Here is an 18,121-nt window from a genome sequence, read left to right on the forward strand (position 1 = left end):
GATACTTATGGGAAAACCTACAGGGTTTATGGAATATGAGCGTGAAAAAGGTAAAGAGGTGGCCCCTCTCAAACGTATAAATAATTGGAAGGAATATTCTTCTAAACTATCGGATGTGTCCTTACAAAAACAAGGGGCAAGATGTATGGACTGTGGAACTCCATTTTGTCATATGGGTATTGAGGTTAGGGGGGCAACTTCCGGTTGTCCTATAAATAACCTTATTCCAGAGTGGAACGATTTAGTATATAAAGGGAAATGGGAAGAAGCATTAGAAAGATTGCTGATGACTAATAATTTCCCGGAGTTTACTGGGAGGGTTTGTCCGGCACCATGCGAAGGGTCATGTACTTTAGCTATTTCAGATCCAGCAGTTTCCATCAAGAATATTGAGCGTACTATTATTGATAAAGGATTTGAAAATGGGTGGATCGTACCAAGAATCCCATTGGCGAGAACTGGGAAGAAAATAGCTATTATCGGCTCAGGGCCTGCTGGTCTTGCCAGTGCAGATGAGCTCAATCAGGCGGGACATTCCGTTACCATTTTCGAAAGAGCTGATCGAGCGGGAGGTCTTCTTATGTATGGAATTCCGAATATGAAGCTGGAAAAAGATATAGTAGAGCGTCGAATTCAGATACTCCAGCAAGAAGGTATAGATTTTGTCCTGAACACGGAAGTAGGTATAGATATTTCCGCAGACCAGCTAAAGGAACAGTTCGATGCCGTAATCTTATGTATAGGAGCACAAAAACAACGTGTGCTTCATATGGAGGGCAGTGACTCTAAAGGGATACATCTTGCGATGGAATATCTAACGACGACTACAAAGAGTCTATTGGATTCAGATTTTAAGGATAATCAGTTCATCAATACGAAAGGGAAAGATGTCATCGTAATTGGTGGTGGAGATACGGGAGCAGACTGTGTGGCGACAGCCCTACGACAAAAATGTCGAAGTGTAGTTCAATTTGGGAAGCACCCTCAATTGCCATTAACACGAGCAGATGATAATCAATGGCCGACGGACCCGTCTATATTTAAACTGGAATATGCTTATGAAGAGGCAGATGCAAAGTTTGGAAAAGATCCAAGAGAGTATTTAATTCAGACGAAGAAAATCGTTGCAGATACGAATGGTCATTTAAAAGAACTGCATACGATTCAAATGGAGAAAGTTCTTGGAGAAGACGGCTTCTACTTTTTTAAAGAAGTGCCAGGTACAGAAAAGATATGGCCTGCTCAGTTTGTTTTTGTTGCTATTGGCTTTGAAGGAGCAGAAACTACATTGCCGGACCAATTTGGGGTACAAATGACCAATAAAAAGATTGCTGCATCTTCTAAAGATTATCAAACAAATGTAGAGGGGATCTTTACAGCTGGCGATGCTAGAAGAGGTCAAAGTTTAATTGTTTGGGCTATCAAAGAAGGGCAAGAAGTAGCTAAACGAGTAAATGAATATGTTAGTAAAAAACCGGTCATAGTCTCATGACCGGTTTTTACCGTGCTAGTGAACTAAAGTTTTTGTTCCGTTTTTGGTCATAAGATGTCATAATAGTTACATAACGAATATGGAGGCAATAACATGATTGGTATTATAGATTATGGTGCAGGGAATTTACATAGTGTGTTAAAAGCGATCAAGCAGCTTGGCTATGAAACAAAACTTATTACAAAAGCTAGTGATCATACCGATGAAATTACCAAGCTTATCCTGCCTGGCGTTGGAAATGCAAAAGTGGCGATGGATGTGTTGGATCGGAGCGGTTTAAGTGATTACTTAAAAGAAAGAGTTTCAGATGGTATTCCATTACTTGGTATCTGTCTTGGGATGCAGCTTTTATTAGAAAAGAGCGAGGAAGGAAATGTGGATTGCCTCGGATTTCTAAAAGGCAGTGTACCTGAATTTACCGATGAATCGGAGAAAATTCCCCATATGGGTTGGAACCAAGTGACAGATGTACAAAATCATTTTCTTTTTGAACATATTCCAGAAGAAACAGACTTTTACTTTGTGCATTCTTATTTTGCTATGCCGGAAAATCGGGAAGATATTTTAGGAGAGACAAATTATGGTATAAATTTCGCTTCCGTTATTGGTAATTCACAAGTAATGGGCGTACAATTTCATCCAGAAAAAAGTGGTAAATACGGCATCCAACTTTTAGATAACTACTGTAAGCAAGGAGATAAATAAGATGTTAAGAAAACGAATTGTACCAGCCATCGATGTACTAAATGATCAAGCAGTGAAGTATATTCAATTTAGAAATCCTACTATTATTGGTGATCCTGCCGAACTTGGTAAAAAGTATACGGAAGATGGTGCGGATGAATTAATCTATCTTGATACGACCGCTTCTTTAAAAAACCAAGATGTAAAATTGGAATGGATCCAAAGGGTGGCCGAACAAGTAAATATTCCATTTTCCGTTATCGGAGGGGTGCGTACAGTAGATGACTTTAAAAATTTACTACGGGCTGGGGCAGACAAAGTTGGAGTCAACTCGGCGGCAGTAATGCGCCCAGAGTTACTGAAGGAAGCAGCAGATATTTATGGTAAACAATGTGTCGTATTAGGCTTAGATGCCATGCCAATCTATAATGATGACCAAGAAATTATTAGATGGGAAGTTTATACACATTCTGGTCATGAGAAAACAGGAATGGATGTTGTGGAGTGGGCGCAGCAAGCAGCTGACTTAGGTGCTGGAGAAATTATTTGCACAAGTATCCATAAGGACGGCATGAAAAACGGTTATGATGTAGCGCTGATCAAGTTATTATCGGAAAAAGTTAATATTCCTATTATCGCTTCAGGTGGGGCAGGGAAGATCGAACATATCGAAGAAGTCTTCTCTGACGGTAAAGCTGATGCGGCTTTAGTAGCATCCATGATTCACTACGGAGACTACACAATTGGAGAAATAAAATCTTACTTACATTCAAAGAATGTGAATGTCCGACTTACTTAATAAAACGACCTAGTCTCGGTATGGAGACTAGGTCGTTTTTGGTAGAAGGGACAATCGGTCGAATAGCCTGCCGAAATGTCATCCAACAATTTATTAAATTTCCTATTGCACTCAGTCCATTACTTCCCAACCGCGTGCATTTGCTAGGCTTCTGAGCTTTTCCTCGGGTCTAACAGCAACTGGATTTCCTACAAGCTCTAAAACAGGCATGTCTGAAAAGCTATCTCCATATGCATAACTATTTTCCCAATCTATTTGATGACCATCCAAAGCTTCATGAACCTTCAACGTTTTTTGCTGTCCGTTTACATGGTTGATTGCATTCTTTGTGTAAACTTTGTCGTCCTTATAAAATATATCGGTTCCAATAATCTGATTGAACACGAGACCATCCGTCACACGTTCTAAAAACTGCGTATACGCACCAGATACTAGTAATATATGAATATTCTCTTCCTGGTGACGTTTGAGTCTTTCTAATACTTTTGCGTTGAAATCTTGCTGCATAGTAGCTTTAATTTCACTAAAATAGATATCCATTTCTTGTTTTGTCAGTCCATTAAATGCCTCTAAATATAATTGCATGGAACGCTTTTTCATTTTGTTGTCCGGATATAACTTTAACTTATTTGCTATGTACGGTGGAACAATAGCGCGATAAAAACGTTTGTATGAGGAATGATAAGTAGGGTGTTCTTTTAAATGTTTCATTAGTAGTGTGAATGTTTCTTCCGCATAGATAGTACCATCAAAATCAAAAATAGCTACTCGCATAAATTTCACCCTTTTCTCCATTAATAATTCATAAAATTATTATACATGAACAAACAAAAAATCGCCCCAATCTCATGGGGCGAAATTTGTTATTTAGCTCATCATATTTCCTTGTGCAGGGGCATATGAATTCGTCAGAGCTTGCATACTTTGTTGATCCAACTGAGGTACTTGGTAATAATGGTGCTTGTTTTGATAAATAGAGAGCTCATAAGCCATTTCAATACAATTTGGAATGGAATCTGCAAGTACTCGGCGAACAACAGGATTAGTTGTTTCAAGTGCAGCGGTAGTTTTAATAGTTGCGGAAGCTTTAGCGGCCCCAAGAAGGTATCCAGAAATCAGTTCGTCTGAAAGCTCATTGGCAGATTGAATTGGCTTTTTAGGTTGGGAAGGTTTTATCCCATATATGAAGTCATTTCCAGTTTGCATTTTATAGCTAGTAGTTGGATGGGAAGGATCTGCACCTGTTTTAAAGCATTCAACGGTAATATTATATTCGTCTAATGCAAATGCATATTGACGGTCTAAAATACTTAGCAGTTCCTGGTCTTTTACATGGGGACGTAGAAGTACTTTTAAATTTAATCCGGAAATAACAGTCCCTAAAACTTCATGGACGTCAAATACCTCATGACCACCATGATTCATATTTTGTGAGATATTACCAGTTTGCATATTTTGATGCGTTTGACCTTGTCCAAATGGATTTTGTGTCATTCCAATTTTCCTCCTTGTAGAAACTTTGATGGAACATCCTTTGTAGTTTGAGTAAAAAGTCATCAAATATGCAAGCTATAAAAAAATAAAAACAATCCCAATATCATTCTATTGGGATTGCGGATCAAAACTTATTTAATATTCGTCATTAATTTAAAGATTAATGAGTATAATAATTGATAAACTTCTTCCATAGTAAAGGAATCATCGAATCCTTTTATATAATTTATCGGTAAATTAATTTCCCATAAACCTTCGTTACCTGCGAACATTATACTATATTGCATCTTCTCTGAATTGTAATGCTCATCTAAAAATGCTCTAATTTCTGCTGTATATTTTTTTTGGATAAATAAACCAAACATTGCTGTGTAAACTTCAAACACTTCATCATATTCAACTGCAATCGCATCTACGCTTACAACATCCAACATATTAGCTTCTAAATAAACATATTCTTGCATATTGTCTTTAAGATAGGATGCAGGTGTTTGTAAAAATGAGGTGGGCTCTTTAGCTATTAACTCATCTGTTTCTTTATTGTACCTTTCGATAATTGCATCGTTAAATAAGTCTTGTGGAAGAATATTTAATCCTTCAGGGAGTAAAAGGTTTTTTTCTGCAAAATCTTTTTCCTCCATTGTTAATGTTATTTCATTGTTTGTAGCTTCTTCGATCTTTTTAGTTAGTTTGTTTGTAATCATAGAAATTGGTTCCTTCCTTCTTCTGCTATTTCTTCTGCTATTAATTGAAGATCATATGCATCTATGGTAATTACTCGGTAATCATTTTTTTCCGCATATTGCTCTGCTAATTTTTTGATGAACTTTGGAGAGCCCTCATTTTCTTCGTCGTAAATTATTAACATTCCATCGGTATTACGAACTACGAATTTATTTCGCTCTATAAACTGCCAGGGAGCTTCATACGGTTTTTTTGTGACACTTGTCTGATAATCAGCTTGCCTTAATAGGCGCTCATACTTTTCTTTCTTTTGTTCATTCCAATTTTTTTCCTGTTCTAAAAATGGGGTAATTATGGCAAACTTTAACTGCGGATACTCATCTTTAAGCACTAGGATTAACTCGGCAGTCCAAGTTTCTATACCTTGTTGACCACCTAATATTACCCACTCTAAACCTTCCTCCAACAAAACACGAAGTTGTGTTTCTATTGCTTTTTTTATGATAGGAATCCCATCATGAGTATCTTTAAATATTCCCAATTCATGTGCTTTATAACCTGTTACTAATATTCTCTTAATCATTATCACCCAACTTATCTAAACGTCTTAGTCCATCATAGCATGTTCTCGTAACCATATAAAACCTTATGTCATACACTAGTAAGATTGTTAGGAAAGGATGGATAGACCATGAACGACAAGCCACAGGGTACGGTCGAATTTGTAAGTCAATTTGAAGGTTATGTTTACCAGGCAGCTAAAGGATTAAAGGACAAAATGATTGCTATTCAAACAACTAGAAGTACCATGCAAGGTATACTTAAAGGTATTGCACCTGATCATCTAGTATTAGATGTAAGTGGAACTCCATTTTACATTAGAATACAGCAAATAGTGTGGATTTCACCTACTAAATAAAAAAAGAGGAGCATGTTATTTGTTTCAACGAGTGGATAAGTTATTAATTGATCTACCTAGAGTTGAATATGGCGATGCAAATGCTGCATCGGCAGTTCAAGAGTTACTCGGCGGGAAATTTGGGGAAATGTCGACGTTAAATAACTATATGTATCAATCCTTTAATTTCCGTGGTAGAAAGAAATTAAAACCATTTTATGATTTAGTAGCAAGTATTACTGCCGAAGAGTTTGGTCATGTGGAACTTGTATCAAATACAATTAACTTGTTAAATAAAAATTCTTCTTTTACTGGTGATCCAAACAGTTCCCCTCTTCAAGATGCTATCGATAAACGAAATACGTATGCTTTTATAGCAAATGCTCAAACTTCATTGGCAGGAGATTCTATGGGGAATCCTTGGAGAGGTGATTATGTATTTTCCAGTGGCAACTTAGTGTTAGATTTACTGCATAACTTCTTTCTAGAATGTGGTGCTAGAACACACAAAATGCGCGTGTATGAAATGACCGATCATCCTACGGCGAGAGAAATGATCGGCTATTTACTTGTGCGCGGAGGAACGCATGTTTTGGCATATGCAAAAGCGATTGAAATAGCAACAGGGGTAGATGTGACGAAAATGCTTCCAATTCCTAACCTCGACAACCGTGTTTTTGATACTGCAAGAAAGTATGAAGAGCAAGGGTATGGAAATGTATTATTTACGTGGAATAATGTAGGGGATTACAAGGATATAAATCAGATTTGGAAAGGTAACAATCCTATGAGTGGTGAGAAGCTAGTTGTGAAAGAAGGAAGTCCAAAAGGATATGATATTCCTGATTTAAGATCACTCCCGGAAGAATTTGCACCTGGAATAGGACCGGATGAATATGAAGCTATTGCTAAAAGACTAATGGCTAATATGTAAATCTACCACTAAAAAGACCAATTGCTCCGTGCAATTGGTCTTTTTAATGGGATAGGCCCAACGTTAGTTATTGATAACCTTGGAGGATAGCAATGACTGTGTTTCCTGTTCGTTGTATCCAAGTTCCGTGAGTATTTCTTTGTTATGCTGTCCAAGTAGAGGAGCGGGAGTTCTAAATTGACCTGGTGTTTCGGAAAACTTAGCTGGAAACCCTAGTGTTTTCATTGAACCTGCTAAAGGATGTTCGTAATCTACTATCATTTCTCTCGATAGAATATGTTCATCATTTAAAGCTTGATCGTAAGAATAGATGGGTCCAGAAGGTACGCCCGATGTATCTAGCAAGTCTAGCCAGTAGGAGGAGGGGTGTTTGCATAGAACCTTCTCAATCTCCATCTCGAGTTGGCTAGCGTTAGTTGCTCGAATACTATTTGTTAAAAAACGTTCATCTGTAAGCCATTGTGGTTTATGGACTACTTGTAAACAAAACTTTTCCCAGAGTTTTTGATTGCCTGCACCAATAAGGATAAAACCATCCTGTGTTTTAAATCCTTGATAGGGAGCAGAAACACGATGTGCTGTTCCATTTCTTTGAGGCACTTCACCTTTGCCGAAATATGCTGCGGCTTCCCACACAGTCCATGCAAGACCAGAATCTACAAGGGAGACATCAATATATTGACCAGTCCCTTTTTTAAGTCGATAAATATAGGCAGACAAAATAGATTGAATGGCCGTTTGAGCAGCAGCTATATCATGAATAGCGATTCCAACTTTGACAGGTTTCCCATTTTTTTCTCCGGTCATATCAATCAGACCAGAAAGACCTTGCGCCATAATATCATAGCCGCCTTTGTCTTTATACGGGCCTGTTTGACCATAACCAGATATAGAACAATAAATCAAAGCGGGATTTAAAGCTTTCAGCGTGTCATAATCAATGCCTAGTTTTTTTGTAACTCCCGGTCGATAATTTTCTATAAAAACATCCGCTTCTTTAATAAGTTTATATAATACCTCAAGACCTTTATCTGTTTTTAAATTAAGGCATATTCCGCGTTTGTTCCGATTGACCATCATATACATATAGCTTTCTTCATTTATATAAGGACCCATACTTCGAGTGTCGTCCCCATTTGGGAATTTTTCCACTTTTATAACGTCTGCACCCATATCAGCTAAAACCATGGTGCAATAGGGTCCAGCGAGAACTTGAGATAGATCAACTACTTTCATTCCATTTAATGCTTGTTCCATCACCAATCTACCACCTTATAGAATCCTTAATCCTTAAATAACTGTAGGTTTTGTACTTCTTCTAGATTCCGCGCACCACTCAAGGAGATAGAAACTCTAGTTTCTTGTAGGAAGTTTTCTAACACGCGTTCCACGCCTTCCTGACCGCCACTGGCTAATCCCCATATTACTGGACGACCTATGCAAACTGCAGTTGCTCCAAGTGCTAAAGCTTTTACTGCATCAGAACCTCTTCTAATTCCACTATCAAATAAAATAGGGATTCGTCCATTAACTGCTTGAACTACTGCCGGAAGGGCATCGATACTCGCAATAACACCATCTAACTGGCGACCACCATGATTAGAAACGATAATTCCATCTATTCCTTTTTCCACGGCAAGTTTAGCATCTTCCGGATGAAGTATTCCTTTTATTAGAATTGGTAGTGTTGTATGTTCACGTAACTCGGAAATATTCGTCCAGTTTAAAGTAGGATGGTATATATTTTCAATAATTTTATGGACGATAGTTTCTTGAGAATGATCGCTCAGTGCGGACATGAATACTGGATCAGACACATAATTACCTTGTCCGAAACCGCGTTTTAATGGAGAGTACTGATTGCGAATATCTTCCTCACGCCATCCAAGCATCGTCGTATCGACTGTAAGTACAATTGCTTTATAACCTGCAGCTTCTGCTCTTCTTACCATACTAAAGGAAACTTCCTTCTGTTGAGAGGACCAATATAATTGGAACCATTTTGAACTTCCCTTTGTTTCAGCGGCAATTTCTTCAATAGAATAGCTAGACACGGTACTTTGAATATATGGGAATTCCAATTTTGCCGCAGCTTTAGAAACCGCCAATTCGCCGTCTTCATGGGCTATTTTATTGACTCCAACAGGAGCTATAAAGAGGGGGTGGGGATATGTATGTCCAAGAATCGTTACTTCTGTATTTAAAGTAGACACATCCGTTAAAAAGCGGGGGATGATTGAATACTTATAAAAGGAATCTGTATTTTTCCTGTAGGTTTCTTCTCCACCAGCAGAAGAACGAATATAACCAAACGGGCCGGGTTCTAATGCTTGTTTTGCAGCAGCTTCCAATTCGGTAAAATTTATCGGGTAATGCTTACTTGCTTCGATACTTTTTAATAATAAATCATTCGTAGACATATCAAAGTTCACCTCTTATGAAAAATTTGGTTTTCTTTTTTCTAAAAACGCTTCAATGCCTTCTTTATAGTCATCAGAGCTGAAAGATTCTAAAATTAGCTTTTCAATTTCTTCTGTTTCTTCGTTGTCGCCATCAATAATTGCTTGAATTACTTGTTTAATCCCGTTGTTGGCAACAGAAGACTTACGAATAATTTGACGAGCGAATTCAAGACACTTTTCCTCAATTTCTCCCAATGGATAAATATAATCGACTAAGCCAATTTCTTTTCCTTCTTCGGCTGTGATTAGCTTAGCGGTATACAATAATTCCTTTGCTTTCGTAAGACCGATAAGATTTACCAAGCGCTTCGTACTAACGAGATTATAAATAATGCCAATGTTTGCAGCGGTTATCCCAAGCTTGCTACCAGAAGAGGCAAATCGGAAGTCACAGGAATTTGCAAGTTCTAATCCCCCACCTATAGCTAATGTTTTAATAAGGGCAATAGTAGGTTTAGGGAAACGATATAATTTCTCAATAGATTCAAGAGTTGCATCATTATAATCTTTTGCTTTTTGAGCAGAGAAACGATTTTCTAGAAACTCTGTTATATCTGCACCAGAAGAGAATGCAGTTTCATCTACTCCTTTAAGGATTAATAATTTAACTTTTGAATCCTTCTCCAGTTCAGTCAATAATTCACCTAACTGTTTAAACATAGCCAGTGAGAATGAATTCTTCTTGTCTGATCTGTTAAAAACAACTGTTGCGATAGATTCACTGCGCTCCACATATAATAGATTTGTCATTCGTAACCCTCCTACTAGTCTTTTTTAATATTCGCTGCAATACGGTTTCCGATAGATTGAATACTTTGGACAAGGATGATTAAAATGACTACTGTTGCATACATAACATCTACTTCATAGCGCAAATGTCCGAAACGATATGCCAAGTCGCCTAAACCACCTGCTCCGACCATTCCAGCCATTGCAGTAGCTCCAATCAAACTTACCGTTGAAATGGTTAACCCTAAAACGATAGAAGGGCGAGCTTCACGAAGTAAGACATTCCAAATGATGGCACCTGTACTAATACCCATTGCTGTATATGCCTCAATAACACCGTTCTCCACTTCAAGTAGGGCAGATTCCATTAGTCTAGCAATATATGGTGCTGTATAAATGACTAATGGCACGATAACTCCTTGCACACCAATAGTTGTTCCAACGATGAGTTTTGTAAATGGCAAGATGAAGAATAGTAAAATAATGAACGGGATAGAACGTACAATATTTATGATTAAATTAGTTAATTGATAAATAAACTTATTTGCCAATGCCTGACCAGGTCTAGTTAAAACGATTAAAATACCTAATGGAATCCCGATTAGTACAGAGAAGAAAAGGGAAATACTAACCATTTGAAATGTTTCTACAACAGATACACCAATAATCGGTAGCCATTGCTCTACAAATTGATCTGTTCTACTCATGAGAATGTCCCTCCAATTCTTCCGTTGCTACACCTTGTGCTTCTAGATAGTTAATAGCGTTTTTCACTTGTTCTTTGTCGCCAATTAAGTGAACGACTATATTTCCGACGATGCCATTCTTCAATTCGATAATATTAGCAGTTAAAATGTTTGGCTGAACATTAAATTTTTGACTAACTTCTGCCAATAACGGTTTTCCAGTACTTTCCCCTACAAATGTTAAACGAGTGACTGCGCCTGTAACATTCAACTGAGCAATCAATGAATTGGATAAATTCCGTTGGCTAATTGTATTTAAAAACTTTTTGGTAGTAGGGTGGGTAGGCTTCGTAAATAGATTGATAGCTGTATCCTGTTCCACGATAACTCCATTTTCCATGACATATACATGATCGCAAATTTTTTGAATGACATTCATTTCATGCGTGATTAAGAGTATAGTAATTCCTAATTCACGATTGATCTTTAGTAGCAAATCTAAGATGGAATCAGTTGTTTCTGGATCCAGTGCACTGGTTGCTTCATCGCTAAGCAATACTTCAGGTTCCTGAGCAAGTGCGCGAGCGATAGCAACACGTTGCTTTTGTCCACCTGATAACTGGTTAGGATAATTTGTATGCTTGTCAGTTAAACCAACTATGTCTAAATATTGCTCCACCCGTTTTTTTACCTCGTCTTTGTTATAGCCGAGTAGCTTTAGTGGAATGGCGATATTATCATAAACCGTTGCTGTTTTAAGTAGGTTAAATCCTTGAAAAATCATGCCAACTTTATTGCGAGTTTTACGCAATTTAGGGAGGGGTAAGGAAGTAAGTTCGACTCCGTTTATGAAAACTTTACCTTCCGTAGGTTTTTCCAGTAAATTTACGCAACGAATTAGTGTGCTTTTTCCAGCACCACTATATCCTATAACACCGTGGATTTCTCCTTGATTTACCCGTATATTTACTTGTTTTACTGCCTTTACAGCTCCACTTTTACTATTAAACTCTTTCGAGACATTTTCTAATACAATCATTTCACGATCTTCCTTTCTTTTTAAAGAAAACGCTACCGAAGTCGGTAACGTTTATGACTCCATTATTCGTCCCAGCTAGGTAAAACTGAACCTTTAAACTCTTCTTCGATGAATTTTTTAACTTCTTCCGATTGATATGCTTTGATAAACTTTTGGATTGTCGGATCATCTTTGTTTTCTGCACGGACTACAATATAGTTCACGTAAGGAGAATTGGAAGATTCTAGTAATATGGAATCCTCTTTTGGACTAATACCTGCTTCAAGTGCAAAGTTTGTATTGATGGCAGCTGCATCTACTTCACTCAGTTGTTTCGGGATTTGAGCAGCTTCTAGTTCAATAAATTCTAGGTTTTTTGGGTTTTCTTCAATGTCATAAATACTTGCTGATTCTCTTTTATCTTTTTTAATTTTGATAAAGCCATTTTCTTCTAAAATATATAATGCACGAGCGCCATTTGTAGGATCGTTTGGTAAACCAAAAGTTGCTCCATCTGGCAGGTCATCTATAGAATCATATTTGTCTGAATAGACACCCATTGGATTTAATATCGTTTTTCCTACAGGAACTAAATCTGTGCCATGGTCTTCGTTAAACGTATCTAGGAATGGCTCATGCTGATAGCTATTTGCATCTAAATCCTCTTCCGATAAGGCTGTATTAGGTAAAATATAGTCAGAGAAAACTTTAAGCTTAACTTCTAATCCGTCCTTAGCAGCCACTTTAGCAGCCACTTCTACAATTTGTTCATGTGGCCCAGCAGTTACACCTACTACTATTTTGTCCTCATTAATCGCTTTAGTTTCTGAAGTTGCATCATCTCCACAAGCTACAAGAGCTCCAGATAAAAGTACCGTTGACAATAAAAATCCAAATTTCTTCATTTTCCATTCCTCCAAATAATTATTCAGAACGTTGTATAAATATAAAAGCCCCTCTTTCAAAAGAAAGAGAGGCGCATACATACGTTAGTCCTCTCTTATCTATCAAAACAAAATTGTTTTGCTGGATTTAGCACCTTTCCACATAGATTATTAGGTGGATGGTTGCCGAGCTTCATAGGGCCAGTCCCTCAGCTACTCTTGATAAGAGATATCAGCTATTAAGTTTTTCAACAGTTCATAAAATATAATTTACTACATCAACTTATTAAAGTCAACCTACTTTTTTTGTAGTTGCGTATAACATTCTAAATAGTATATGTTTAATAAAAATAAATAATTATACAAAAAGGGTGTGTAAGCGTTGTCAAAAGTAAGAGCAAACTTTGCAGTTGGTCAGCTAGGAAAGGTAGTAGGAGCGCGTTTAGTATATGGAACTGATTTGCTAGAAGGAATAGAGGAATTGTGTAAAGTGAATGGAATTAATTCTGCTACAATTCTTAGTTGTTTTGGAAGTTTTCAAAGAAGTGGATTTGTTTATTTGATACCAAACGAAGATTCACCCATAGGTGTAGGGTACAATAACCTCGTTGTCAAAGAGGGGCCAATCGAGTTTTTGCAGGGGACGGGAGTTGTCTGTCAAAGAGATGGACAGTTTGAAACACATTTCCATGGGACAATATGTGACCAATATGGCAATATTTTTGGTGGTCATTTTATGAAAGGTGAAAATCCTGTTATTACAGTAGATTTAGTGTTGGCAGAAACTATTGGTATGGATTTTCAGCGGAAGTTTGATGAAGAAACAGGAGCAAATCAGTTTTATCCGGTAGAAAAGAAAAAAGATAAACCTAATCAGCTTTAACACAAATAGAAAATGCCGCCTCATTTAATGGGCGGCATTTTTGTTAAAATAAATCGCTATGTTAAAAGTGTTACACTTAAACTAACGCAGCGGTTTAGTCGAATAAATAAAATTAGAAAAAAGCGGAACTTTAGTTTGTTTATATTCGTAAATTATTATTATGACACTTGAAAGGGGGATTTTTTATGTACAAAGTGAATGGTATAGAAGCTTATGAAGCACATAATCGAACTGAGTTATTAGCAGGTTTAGAGGCAAAATCTGAATATATCCTTATTAAAGGAGACTATTATAAAGAAGTAAGAAAGATTATGGATACTCATCTTCCAGAGAACGAAAGTATAGGAGTGGCATTAGGAAGTGCGGGTGTGTTATCAATTCTTATTTATGCAATAGATGCAGTAAGAAATTCATTCAGTAATGCAGATAAAATGGATAAAAAAATTGACAGAAAGTTAAATTCATTCATGGTTAAAAAAATTACAGATGATGGTTTATTATTGAGCTTAAAGCAGTTAGATTATTAGAACTTGCATACATAGAACTATTTTGGATAGTTCTATGTGAATAAATACACTTAAACAAACGGGTGTTTTAGTAAAAACATACACCAAAGTAAAATGAGCGTGGAGATATATTCCAGCTCATTTTTTTATGTGCATTTCAAATCAACCTTTGCCTTTAACATAGCCAAATAAATTAAGCTTTCCGATCCTTGTAATTGCTTCTTTCAATCGGTCTTCATCCACTAACAATCCTACTCGAACATATCCTTCGCCGGATGACCCAAATCCATTACCAGCAGCAACCGCTACGTCAGCTTCTTGTAACAATAAATCTGCAAAAGCTTCACTCGTATAATTATCAGGGACTGGTAGCCAAGCAAAGAAGGATCCTTTCGGTGCAGTCACCTTCCATCCAATGCTAGTACAAGCTTCGACTAAAGCATTCCGTCTGCCTTCATATAGATTAACCAGTTCCTTTACACATGCTTGGCTACCGTTCAAAGCAACAGTTGCAGCATCTTGAACAGCAGGGAAGATACTAACAAATAAGTGGTCTTGAATAATATTAATAGCTTCAATGATTTTAGAGTTTCCAACTGCAAAACCAACGCGCCAACCAGCCATATTATAAGTTTTGGACAGTGTGTACATTTCGATACCAACGTCTTTTGCTCCATCAGCTTGTAAGAAGCTTACTGGCTTCACACCGTCAAAACCTATTCCTCCATATGCAAAATCATGGACAATAGCAATATCATTTTCTTTTGCCAATGTAACAGTTTCTTGGAAAAAGTCTAAATTAGCGATAGCGCCAGTAGGATTATTTGGATAATTTAAGTACATAAGTTTTGCTTGTTGTTTTTGTTGTTCTGTTAATGAGCTATAATCCGGCAGGAAATTATTTTCCCCCAGTAATGGCATAGTATTAAACTCGACATTTGCCAATCCTACTCCCGATAAATAATCAGGATAACCAGGGTCTGGAAGTAACATTAACTCATGCTCATTCATCAAAGCTAATGGGAGTTCTACTAACCCAATTTTCGTTCCAAATAAAATTGCCACTTCCGTTTCAGGGTCAATATCTACATTATATTCCCGTTTATAAAAATTGGATGCTGCTTTTTTAAAATCCCCCGTTCCACGAAAGGGACTATACCTATGATTTAGTGGATTAGCGGCCGCTTCTTGGACTGCTTGCACAATATGTGGGGGAGTGGGCTGATCAGGATTACCTTGTCCTAAATTAATCACATCTCGACCCTCTAGAACTGCATCTCCCACTTTTTTGACAAGTGTAGCAAAGAACTGAGAAGGTAGATTGTTTAAACGGTTTGAAAATTCCATGTACAAAACCTCGTTTTCTAAAAAGTTGCATTTGTATTTTTATTCTAACAAAAATAAATAGCTTGTCTATGTATTGGTTGGTTTTTATAGTTATTGATTTTTAAAATGTGAATCTTTTTTCATGCTTGGACGTGTAGGACTGGACATCTTTTTCCTGTATTACATTTTTCCAACTAGCATGACGATAATTCCAACTAGAAAGCCTAAAATTCCAACAAAACGTACCAATATTCCAACTAACCATCAAATTAGAGCTCCAAAAGATTGCCTTGATGTCACTTACGCCCACTTTTTAAATAATTCCCTTCGTAATTCACTGAAAACCGCTTAATAAGATACTAATAGCTTCAAAAAGTATTACGGATGATTTTGCGTGTCTTGGCATAAGGTGTTGCCTACTAGGAATATATTAAGATAGGACTGCCAAAAGGATAGGATGGGTGCGATTAGACAGAGGTCGGTAACATCTGGCGGAATTGGATTTGGAGTAATATTGGCGATAGTTATCTCATGGACAGTTAACAAGTCGATACTGTGGGCGATTATTCATGGTTTCTTTGGATGGTTCTATGTACTATATTATCTGTTGCAATATTGACCTTCCAAGTACCCCAATAAAGCACTTAGGCACATAGTCTAGGTGTTTTATTAATACGAATTATCTTAGAAATAGTGGACTTTAAAATTAAACGTAAGTCCAGAATTGCACCCCATGCATAGTGCAATTCCATGGCAGATTACAATTTTCAAAAGAAGGGTGTTGTTAGATGAAACGATTATTAATACTTCTTACACTAACCTTACTAGTAACAGCATGTGGATCCGTTAACGAGAATATTAAAGCAGAAATGCATGGCGATGTTGAGCAGGTGCTTACTACTATTGAAACCTCATTAGAAATGGACAGAGAGCCGACAAGCGAAGAATGGGAAACTTTTAATGAATACAAAGAAAAGTATGACTCAAAGTTAAGTGATGGAGAACTCAGTGATGATGAACGATTACTAGATACGTTGGTGGAAGGTCTCATTAGCAAAGTAGATAACAAACAATCTTTAGACTCTGCGGATAAAAGATTAAAAGGAGAAATAGAAGAAATACGGACTTTTATGGAGAAAGGGGAATATTAAATAAAGCAACGAATTCATTGTTTGATTTACAAGAATAGTTGCATTTATCCGTCAAATCTTATAACCTTTTAATAATTATGTCTTTAGGAGTGTCAAAATGAGAATTGCATGTGTTCAGTTAAATATAGCTTTTGGGGATCCGAAGGAAAACTTTAGAAAAGTAGAAGAAAAGGTGCGAAAAGCTGCGATGCTGAATGCAGAAATCGTTGTATTACCTGAAATGTGGAATACGGGTTATGATTTAACGAATCTTGAAGAAATAGCTGATGTAAACGGCGAAGATACTAAAAGTCTCCTCGCGCGATTAGCTAAAGAATTACATATTCATATCATTGGCGGATCCGTTTCTACGAAAAGAGGTAATCATTTCTTTAATACGATGTATGTCGTGAATAATATTGGTGAGGTAATAGCCGAATATGATAAAGCACATTTGTTTAAATTAATGGATGAGCATCTTTATCTAGAGGCGGGAACAGACAAAAATATCTTTACGTTAAATGATGTCGATATGGGCGGCGTTATTTGTTATGATTTACGTTTTCCAGAGTGGTTCCGAACACATTCATTGGCTGGAGCTAAAGTTATATTTGTACCCGCACAGTGGCCAGCTGGAAGAATAGATCATTGGAAAATATTATTGCAAGCTCGTGCGATTGAAAATCAGTGTTTCATCGTAGCAGTAAATCGAGTTGGAGAAGATCTGAACAATTCGTTTAATGGAAACTCGATGGTAATTGCGCCATGGGGTGAAGTTCTTTGGCTTGGAGCAGAGGAAGAAACAATCGGACTAGTAGAAATTAACTTAGATGAAGTGGATGAAGTTAGAAAGAGGATCCCTGTTTTTCAGGATCGCAGAGTGGACATCTATTAATAGAATCTCGCTATCTGTATTGACGTACGGGTAGCTTTTTTGTATGGTTTTCTAAAGGGGGAGTTATGATGGTAGAAAAAATTCGCGCTATTCAAGATGAGTACCCAGAGGATTTTGCTTGGTGTTACGGTTGTGGAAGGATGAACAAAGATGGGCATCATTTCCGTACTGCCTGGGATGGGGAACATACAGTAACTATATATGAACCGAAGGAAGAACATATTGCTATACCTGGCTTTGTATACGGGGGTCTAATAGGGGCACTGGTAGACTGTCATGGAACTGGCTCTGCTTCACTCGCATTACATCGAAAAAATGGGTTTGAACCAGGAAGTGGAGAAACGCCGCCTCGTTTCGTAACTGGCTCACTTCATGTCGATTTCCTAAAGCCAACACCTCAAAAAGTTACTCTTAAAGCAGTTGGCAAAGTAGAAGAAATTCATCCAAAGAAATTCAAGGTAATAACAGAAGTATTTGCGGGAGAAGAACTATGCGCTCGCGGTGAAGTTCTTGCTGTAGTGATGCCTAATACTTTTGGAAAACAATAGAATAATTATAAAACCTGCAACTAAAACAATACGTCTTTAGTGCAGGTTTTTTTGACATATTGAGTAATA

Annotated in this window: 21 protein-coding genes and 1 riboswitch; of the genes, 10 read left to right on the forward strand and 11 right to left on the reverse strand. The window is 37.2% G+C overall.

Going from position 1 to position 18,121, the window contains the following annotated elements:
- Positions 1 to 7: 7 nt before the first annotated feature.
- From gltD to hisF, 3 genes are all read left to right on the forward strand, one after another.
- Positions 8 to 1,492 carry a glutamate synthase small subunit gene (gene gltD, locus MHI47_RS08295; protein WP_340830407.1) on the forward strand — a complete coding sequence of 495 codons (1,485 nt, stop codon included), beginning with the start codon at positions 8 to 10 and terminating at the stop codon, positions 1,490 to 1,492.
- A gap of 93 nt (positions 1,493 to 1,585) precedes the next feature.
- Positions 1,586 to 2,197 carry an imidazole glycerol phosphate synthase subunit HisH gene (gene hisH / locus MHI47_RS08300; RefSeq protein WP_340830408.1) on the forward strand — a complete coding sequence of 204 codons (612 nt, stop codon included), beginning with the start codon at positions 1,586 to 1,588 and terminating at the stop codon, positions 2,195 to 2,197.
- Between the two features lies 1 nt (position 2,198).
- Positions 2,199 to 2,975 (forward strand): imidazole glycerol phosphate synthase subunit HisF, encoded by a 777-nt coding sequence (gene hisF, locus MHI47_RS08305; protein WP_093534534.1) that lies wholly within the window; start codon positions 2,199 to 2,201, stop codon positions 2,973 to 2,975.
- 111 nt (positions 2,976 to 3,086) lie between these two features.
- Here the strand turns inward: hisF and MHI47_RS08310 are convergent, their stop codons facing one another.
- The 4 genes from MHI47_RS08310 to MHI47_RS08325 all read right to left on the reverse strand — a co-directional run bounded on the left by MHI47_RS08310 (position 3,087) and on the right by MHI47_RS08325 (position 5,736).
- Positions 3,087 to 3,749 (reverse strand): HAD family hydrolase, encoded by a 663-nt coding sequence (locus MHI47_RS08310; RefSeq protein ID WP_093534532.1) that lies wholly within the window; start codon positions 3,747 to 3,749, stop codon positions 3,087 to 3,089.
- Between the two features lie 93 nt (positions 3,750 to 3,842).
- Positions 3,843 to 4,469 carry a spore coat protein gene (locus MHI47_RS08315; RefSeq protein ID WP_340830409.1) on the reverse strand — a complete coding sequence of 209 codons (627 nt, stop codon included), beginning with the start codon at positions 4,467 to 4,469 and terminating at the stop codon, positions 3,843 to 3,845.
- A 131-nt stretch (positions 4,470 to 4,600) separates the two neighbouring features.
- Positions 4,601 to 5,173 (reverse strand): branched-chain amino acid aminotransferase, encoded by a 573-nt coding sequence (locus MHI47_RS08320; protein ID WP_340769044.1) that lies wholly within the window; start codon positions 5,171 to 5,173, stop codon positions 4,601 to 4,603.
- Positions 5,170 to 5,736, reverse strand: coding sequence for an SLOG family protein (locus tag MHI47_RS08325; protein WP_093534526.1), 567 nt, complete (start codon positions 5,734 to 5,736; stop codon positions 5,170 to 5,172). The genes MHI47_RS08320 and MHI47_RS08325 overlap by 4 nt, the downstream gene beginning before the upstream one ends.
- A gap of 108 nt (positions 5,737 to 5,844) precedes the next feature.
- On the opposite strand from MHI47_RS08325, the gene MHI47_RS08330 reads away from it, so the two are divergent.
- Together MHI47_RS08330 and MHI47_RS08335 are read left to right on the forward strand one after the other, a co-directional pair.
- Positions 5,845 to 6,072 carry a YuzF family protein gene (locus MHI47_RS08330; protein ID WP_093534524.1) on the forward strand — a complete coding sequence of 76 codons (228 nt, stop codon included), beginning with the start codon at positions 5,845 to 5,847 and terminating at the stop codon, positions 6,070 to 6,072.
- A 19-nt stretch (positions 6,073 to 6,091) separates the two neighbouring features.
- The gene (locus MHI47_RS08335; RefSeq protein WP_093534522.1) at positions 6,092 to 6,985 is read left to right on the forward strand and encodes a manganese catalase family protein; all 894 of its coding nucleotides are present in this window, start codon (positions 6,092 to 6,094) and stop codon (positions 6,983 to 6,985) included.
- A 63-nt stretch (positions 6,986 to 7,048) separates the two neighbouring features.
- Here MHI47_RS08335 and MHI47_RS08340 read toward each other — a convergent pair whose 3' ends face one another.
- From MHI47_RS08340 to MHI47_RS08365, 6 genes are all read right to left on the reverse strand, one after another.
- Positions 7,049 to 8,242 carry a CaiB/BaiF CoA transferase family protein gene (locus tag MHI47_RS08340; RefSeq protein ID WP_093535684.1) on the reverse strand — a complete coding sequence of 398 codons (1,194 nt, stop codon included), beginning with the start codon at positions 8,240 to 8,242 and terminating at the stop codon, positions 7,049 to 7,051.
- Positions 8,243 to 8,268: 26 nt separating this feature from the next.
- A complete protein-coding gene (locus MHI47_RS08345) occupies positions 8,269 to 9,405 on the reverse strand; it encodes an alpha-hydroxy-acid oxidizing protein (protein ID WP_340830412.1) in 1,137 nt (378 codons plus the stop codon).
- 15 nt (positions 9,406 to 9,420) lie between these two features.
- The gene (locus MHI47_RS08350) at positions 9,421 to 10,197 is read right to left on the reverse strand and encodes an enoyl-CoA hydratase/isomerase family protein (protein WP_340830414.1); all 777 of its coding nucleotides are present in this window, start codon (positions 10,195 to 10,197) and stop codon (positions 9,421 to 9,423) included.
- A 14-nt stretch (positions 10,198 to 10,211) separates the two neighbouring features.
- Positions 10,212 to 10,883 (reverse strand): methionine ABC transporter permease, encoded by a 672-nt coding sequence (locus MHI47_RS08355; RefSeq protein WP_340830415.1) that lies wholly within the window; start codon positions 10,881 to 10,883, stop codon positions 10,212 to 10,214.
- Positions 10,876 to 11,901 carry a methionine ABC transporter ATP-binding protein gene (locus MHI47_RS08360; RefSeq protein WP_340830417.1) on the reverse strand — a complete coding sequence of 342 codons (1,026 nt, stop codon included), beginning with the start codon at positions 11,899 to 11,901 and terminating at the stop codon, positions 10,876 to 10,878. The genes MHI47_RS08355 and MHI47_RS08360 overlap by 8 nt, the downstream gene beginning before the upstream one ends.
- A 62-nt stretch (positions 11,902 to 11,963) precedes the next feature.
- A complete protein-coding gene (locus MHI47_RS08365; protein ID WP_340830418.1) occupies positions 11,964 to 12,785 on the reverse strand; it encodes a MetQ/NlpA family ABC transporter substrate-binding protein in 822 nt (273 codons plus the stop codon).
- Positions 12,786 to 12,877: 92 nt separating this feature from the next.
- A riboswitch (SAM riboswitch) is annotated at positions 12,878 to 12,993 on the reverse strand.
- 153 nt (positions 12,994 to 13,146) lie between these two features.
- Between MHI47_RS08365 and MHI47_RS08370 the strand changes: the two genes are divergently transcribed.
- Together MHI47_RS08370 and MHI47_RS08375 are read left to right on the forward strand one after the other, a co-directional pair.
- A complete protein-coding gene (locus tag MHI47_RS08370; protein ID WP_340762178.1) occupies positions 13,147 to 13,647 on the forward strand; it encodes a PPC domain-containing DNA-binding protein in 501 nt (166 codons plus the stop codon).
- Positions 13,648 to 13,832: 185 nt separating this feature from the next.
- A complete protein-coding gene (locus tag MHI47_RS08375; RefSeq protein ID WP_093534508.1) occupies positions 13,833 to 14,174 on the forward strand; it encodes a hypothetical protein in 342 nt (113 codons plus the stop codon).
- Between the two features lie 141 nt (positions 14,175 to 14,315).
- Here MHI47_RS08375 and MHI47_RS08380 read toward each other — a convergent pair whose 3' ends face one another.
- Positions 14,316 to 15,500, reverse strand: coding sequence for a pyridoxal phosphate-dependent aminotransferase (locus MHI47_RS08380; protein ID WP_340830419.1), 1,185 nt, complete (start codon positions 15,498 to 15,500; stop codon positions 14,316 to 14,318).
- Positions 15,501 to 16,267: 767 nt separating this feature from the next.
- Between MHI47_RS08380 and MHI47_RS08385 the strand changes: the two genes are divergently transcribed.
- The 3 genes from MHI47_RS08385 to MHI47_RS08395 all read left to right on the forward strand — a co-directional run bounded on the left by MHI47_RS08385 (position 16,268) and on the right by MHI47_RS08395 (position 18,052).
- Positions 16,268 to 16,630 (forward strand): hypothetical protein, encoded by a 363-nt coding sequence (locus tag MHI47_RS08385; protein WP_093534504.1) that lies wholly within the window; start codon positions 16,268 to 16,270, stop codon positions 16,628 to 16,630.
- A 97-nt stretch (positions 16,631 to 16,727) separates the two neighbouring features.
- Positions 16,728 to 17,504 (forward strand): carbon-nitrogen family hydrolase, encoded by a 777-nt coding sequence (locus tag MHI47_RS08390; protein ID WP_340830420.1) that lies wholly within the window; start codon positions 16,728 to 16,730, stop codon positions 17,502 to 17,504.
- 65 nt (positions 17,505 to 17,569) lie between these two features.
- A complete protein-coding gene (locus MHI47_RS08395; RefSeq protein ID WP_340830421.1) occupies positions 17,570 to 18,052 on the forward strand; it encodes a PaaI family thioesterase in 483 nt (160 codons plus the stop codon).
- Positions 18,053 to 18,121: the final 69 nt, after the last annotated feature.

The sequence above is a fragment of the Psychrobacillus sp. FSL H8-0487 genome, from assembly GCF_038008385.1.
Classification (GTDB): domain Bacteria; phylum Bacillota; class Bacilli; order Bacillales_A; family Planococcaceae; genus Psychrobacillus; species Psychrobacillus psychrotolerans.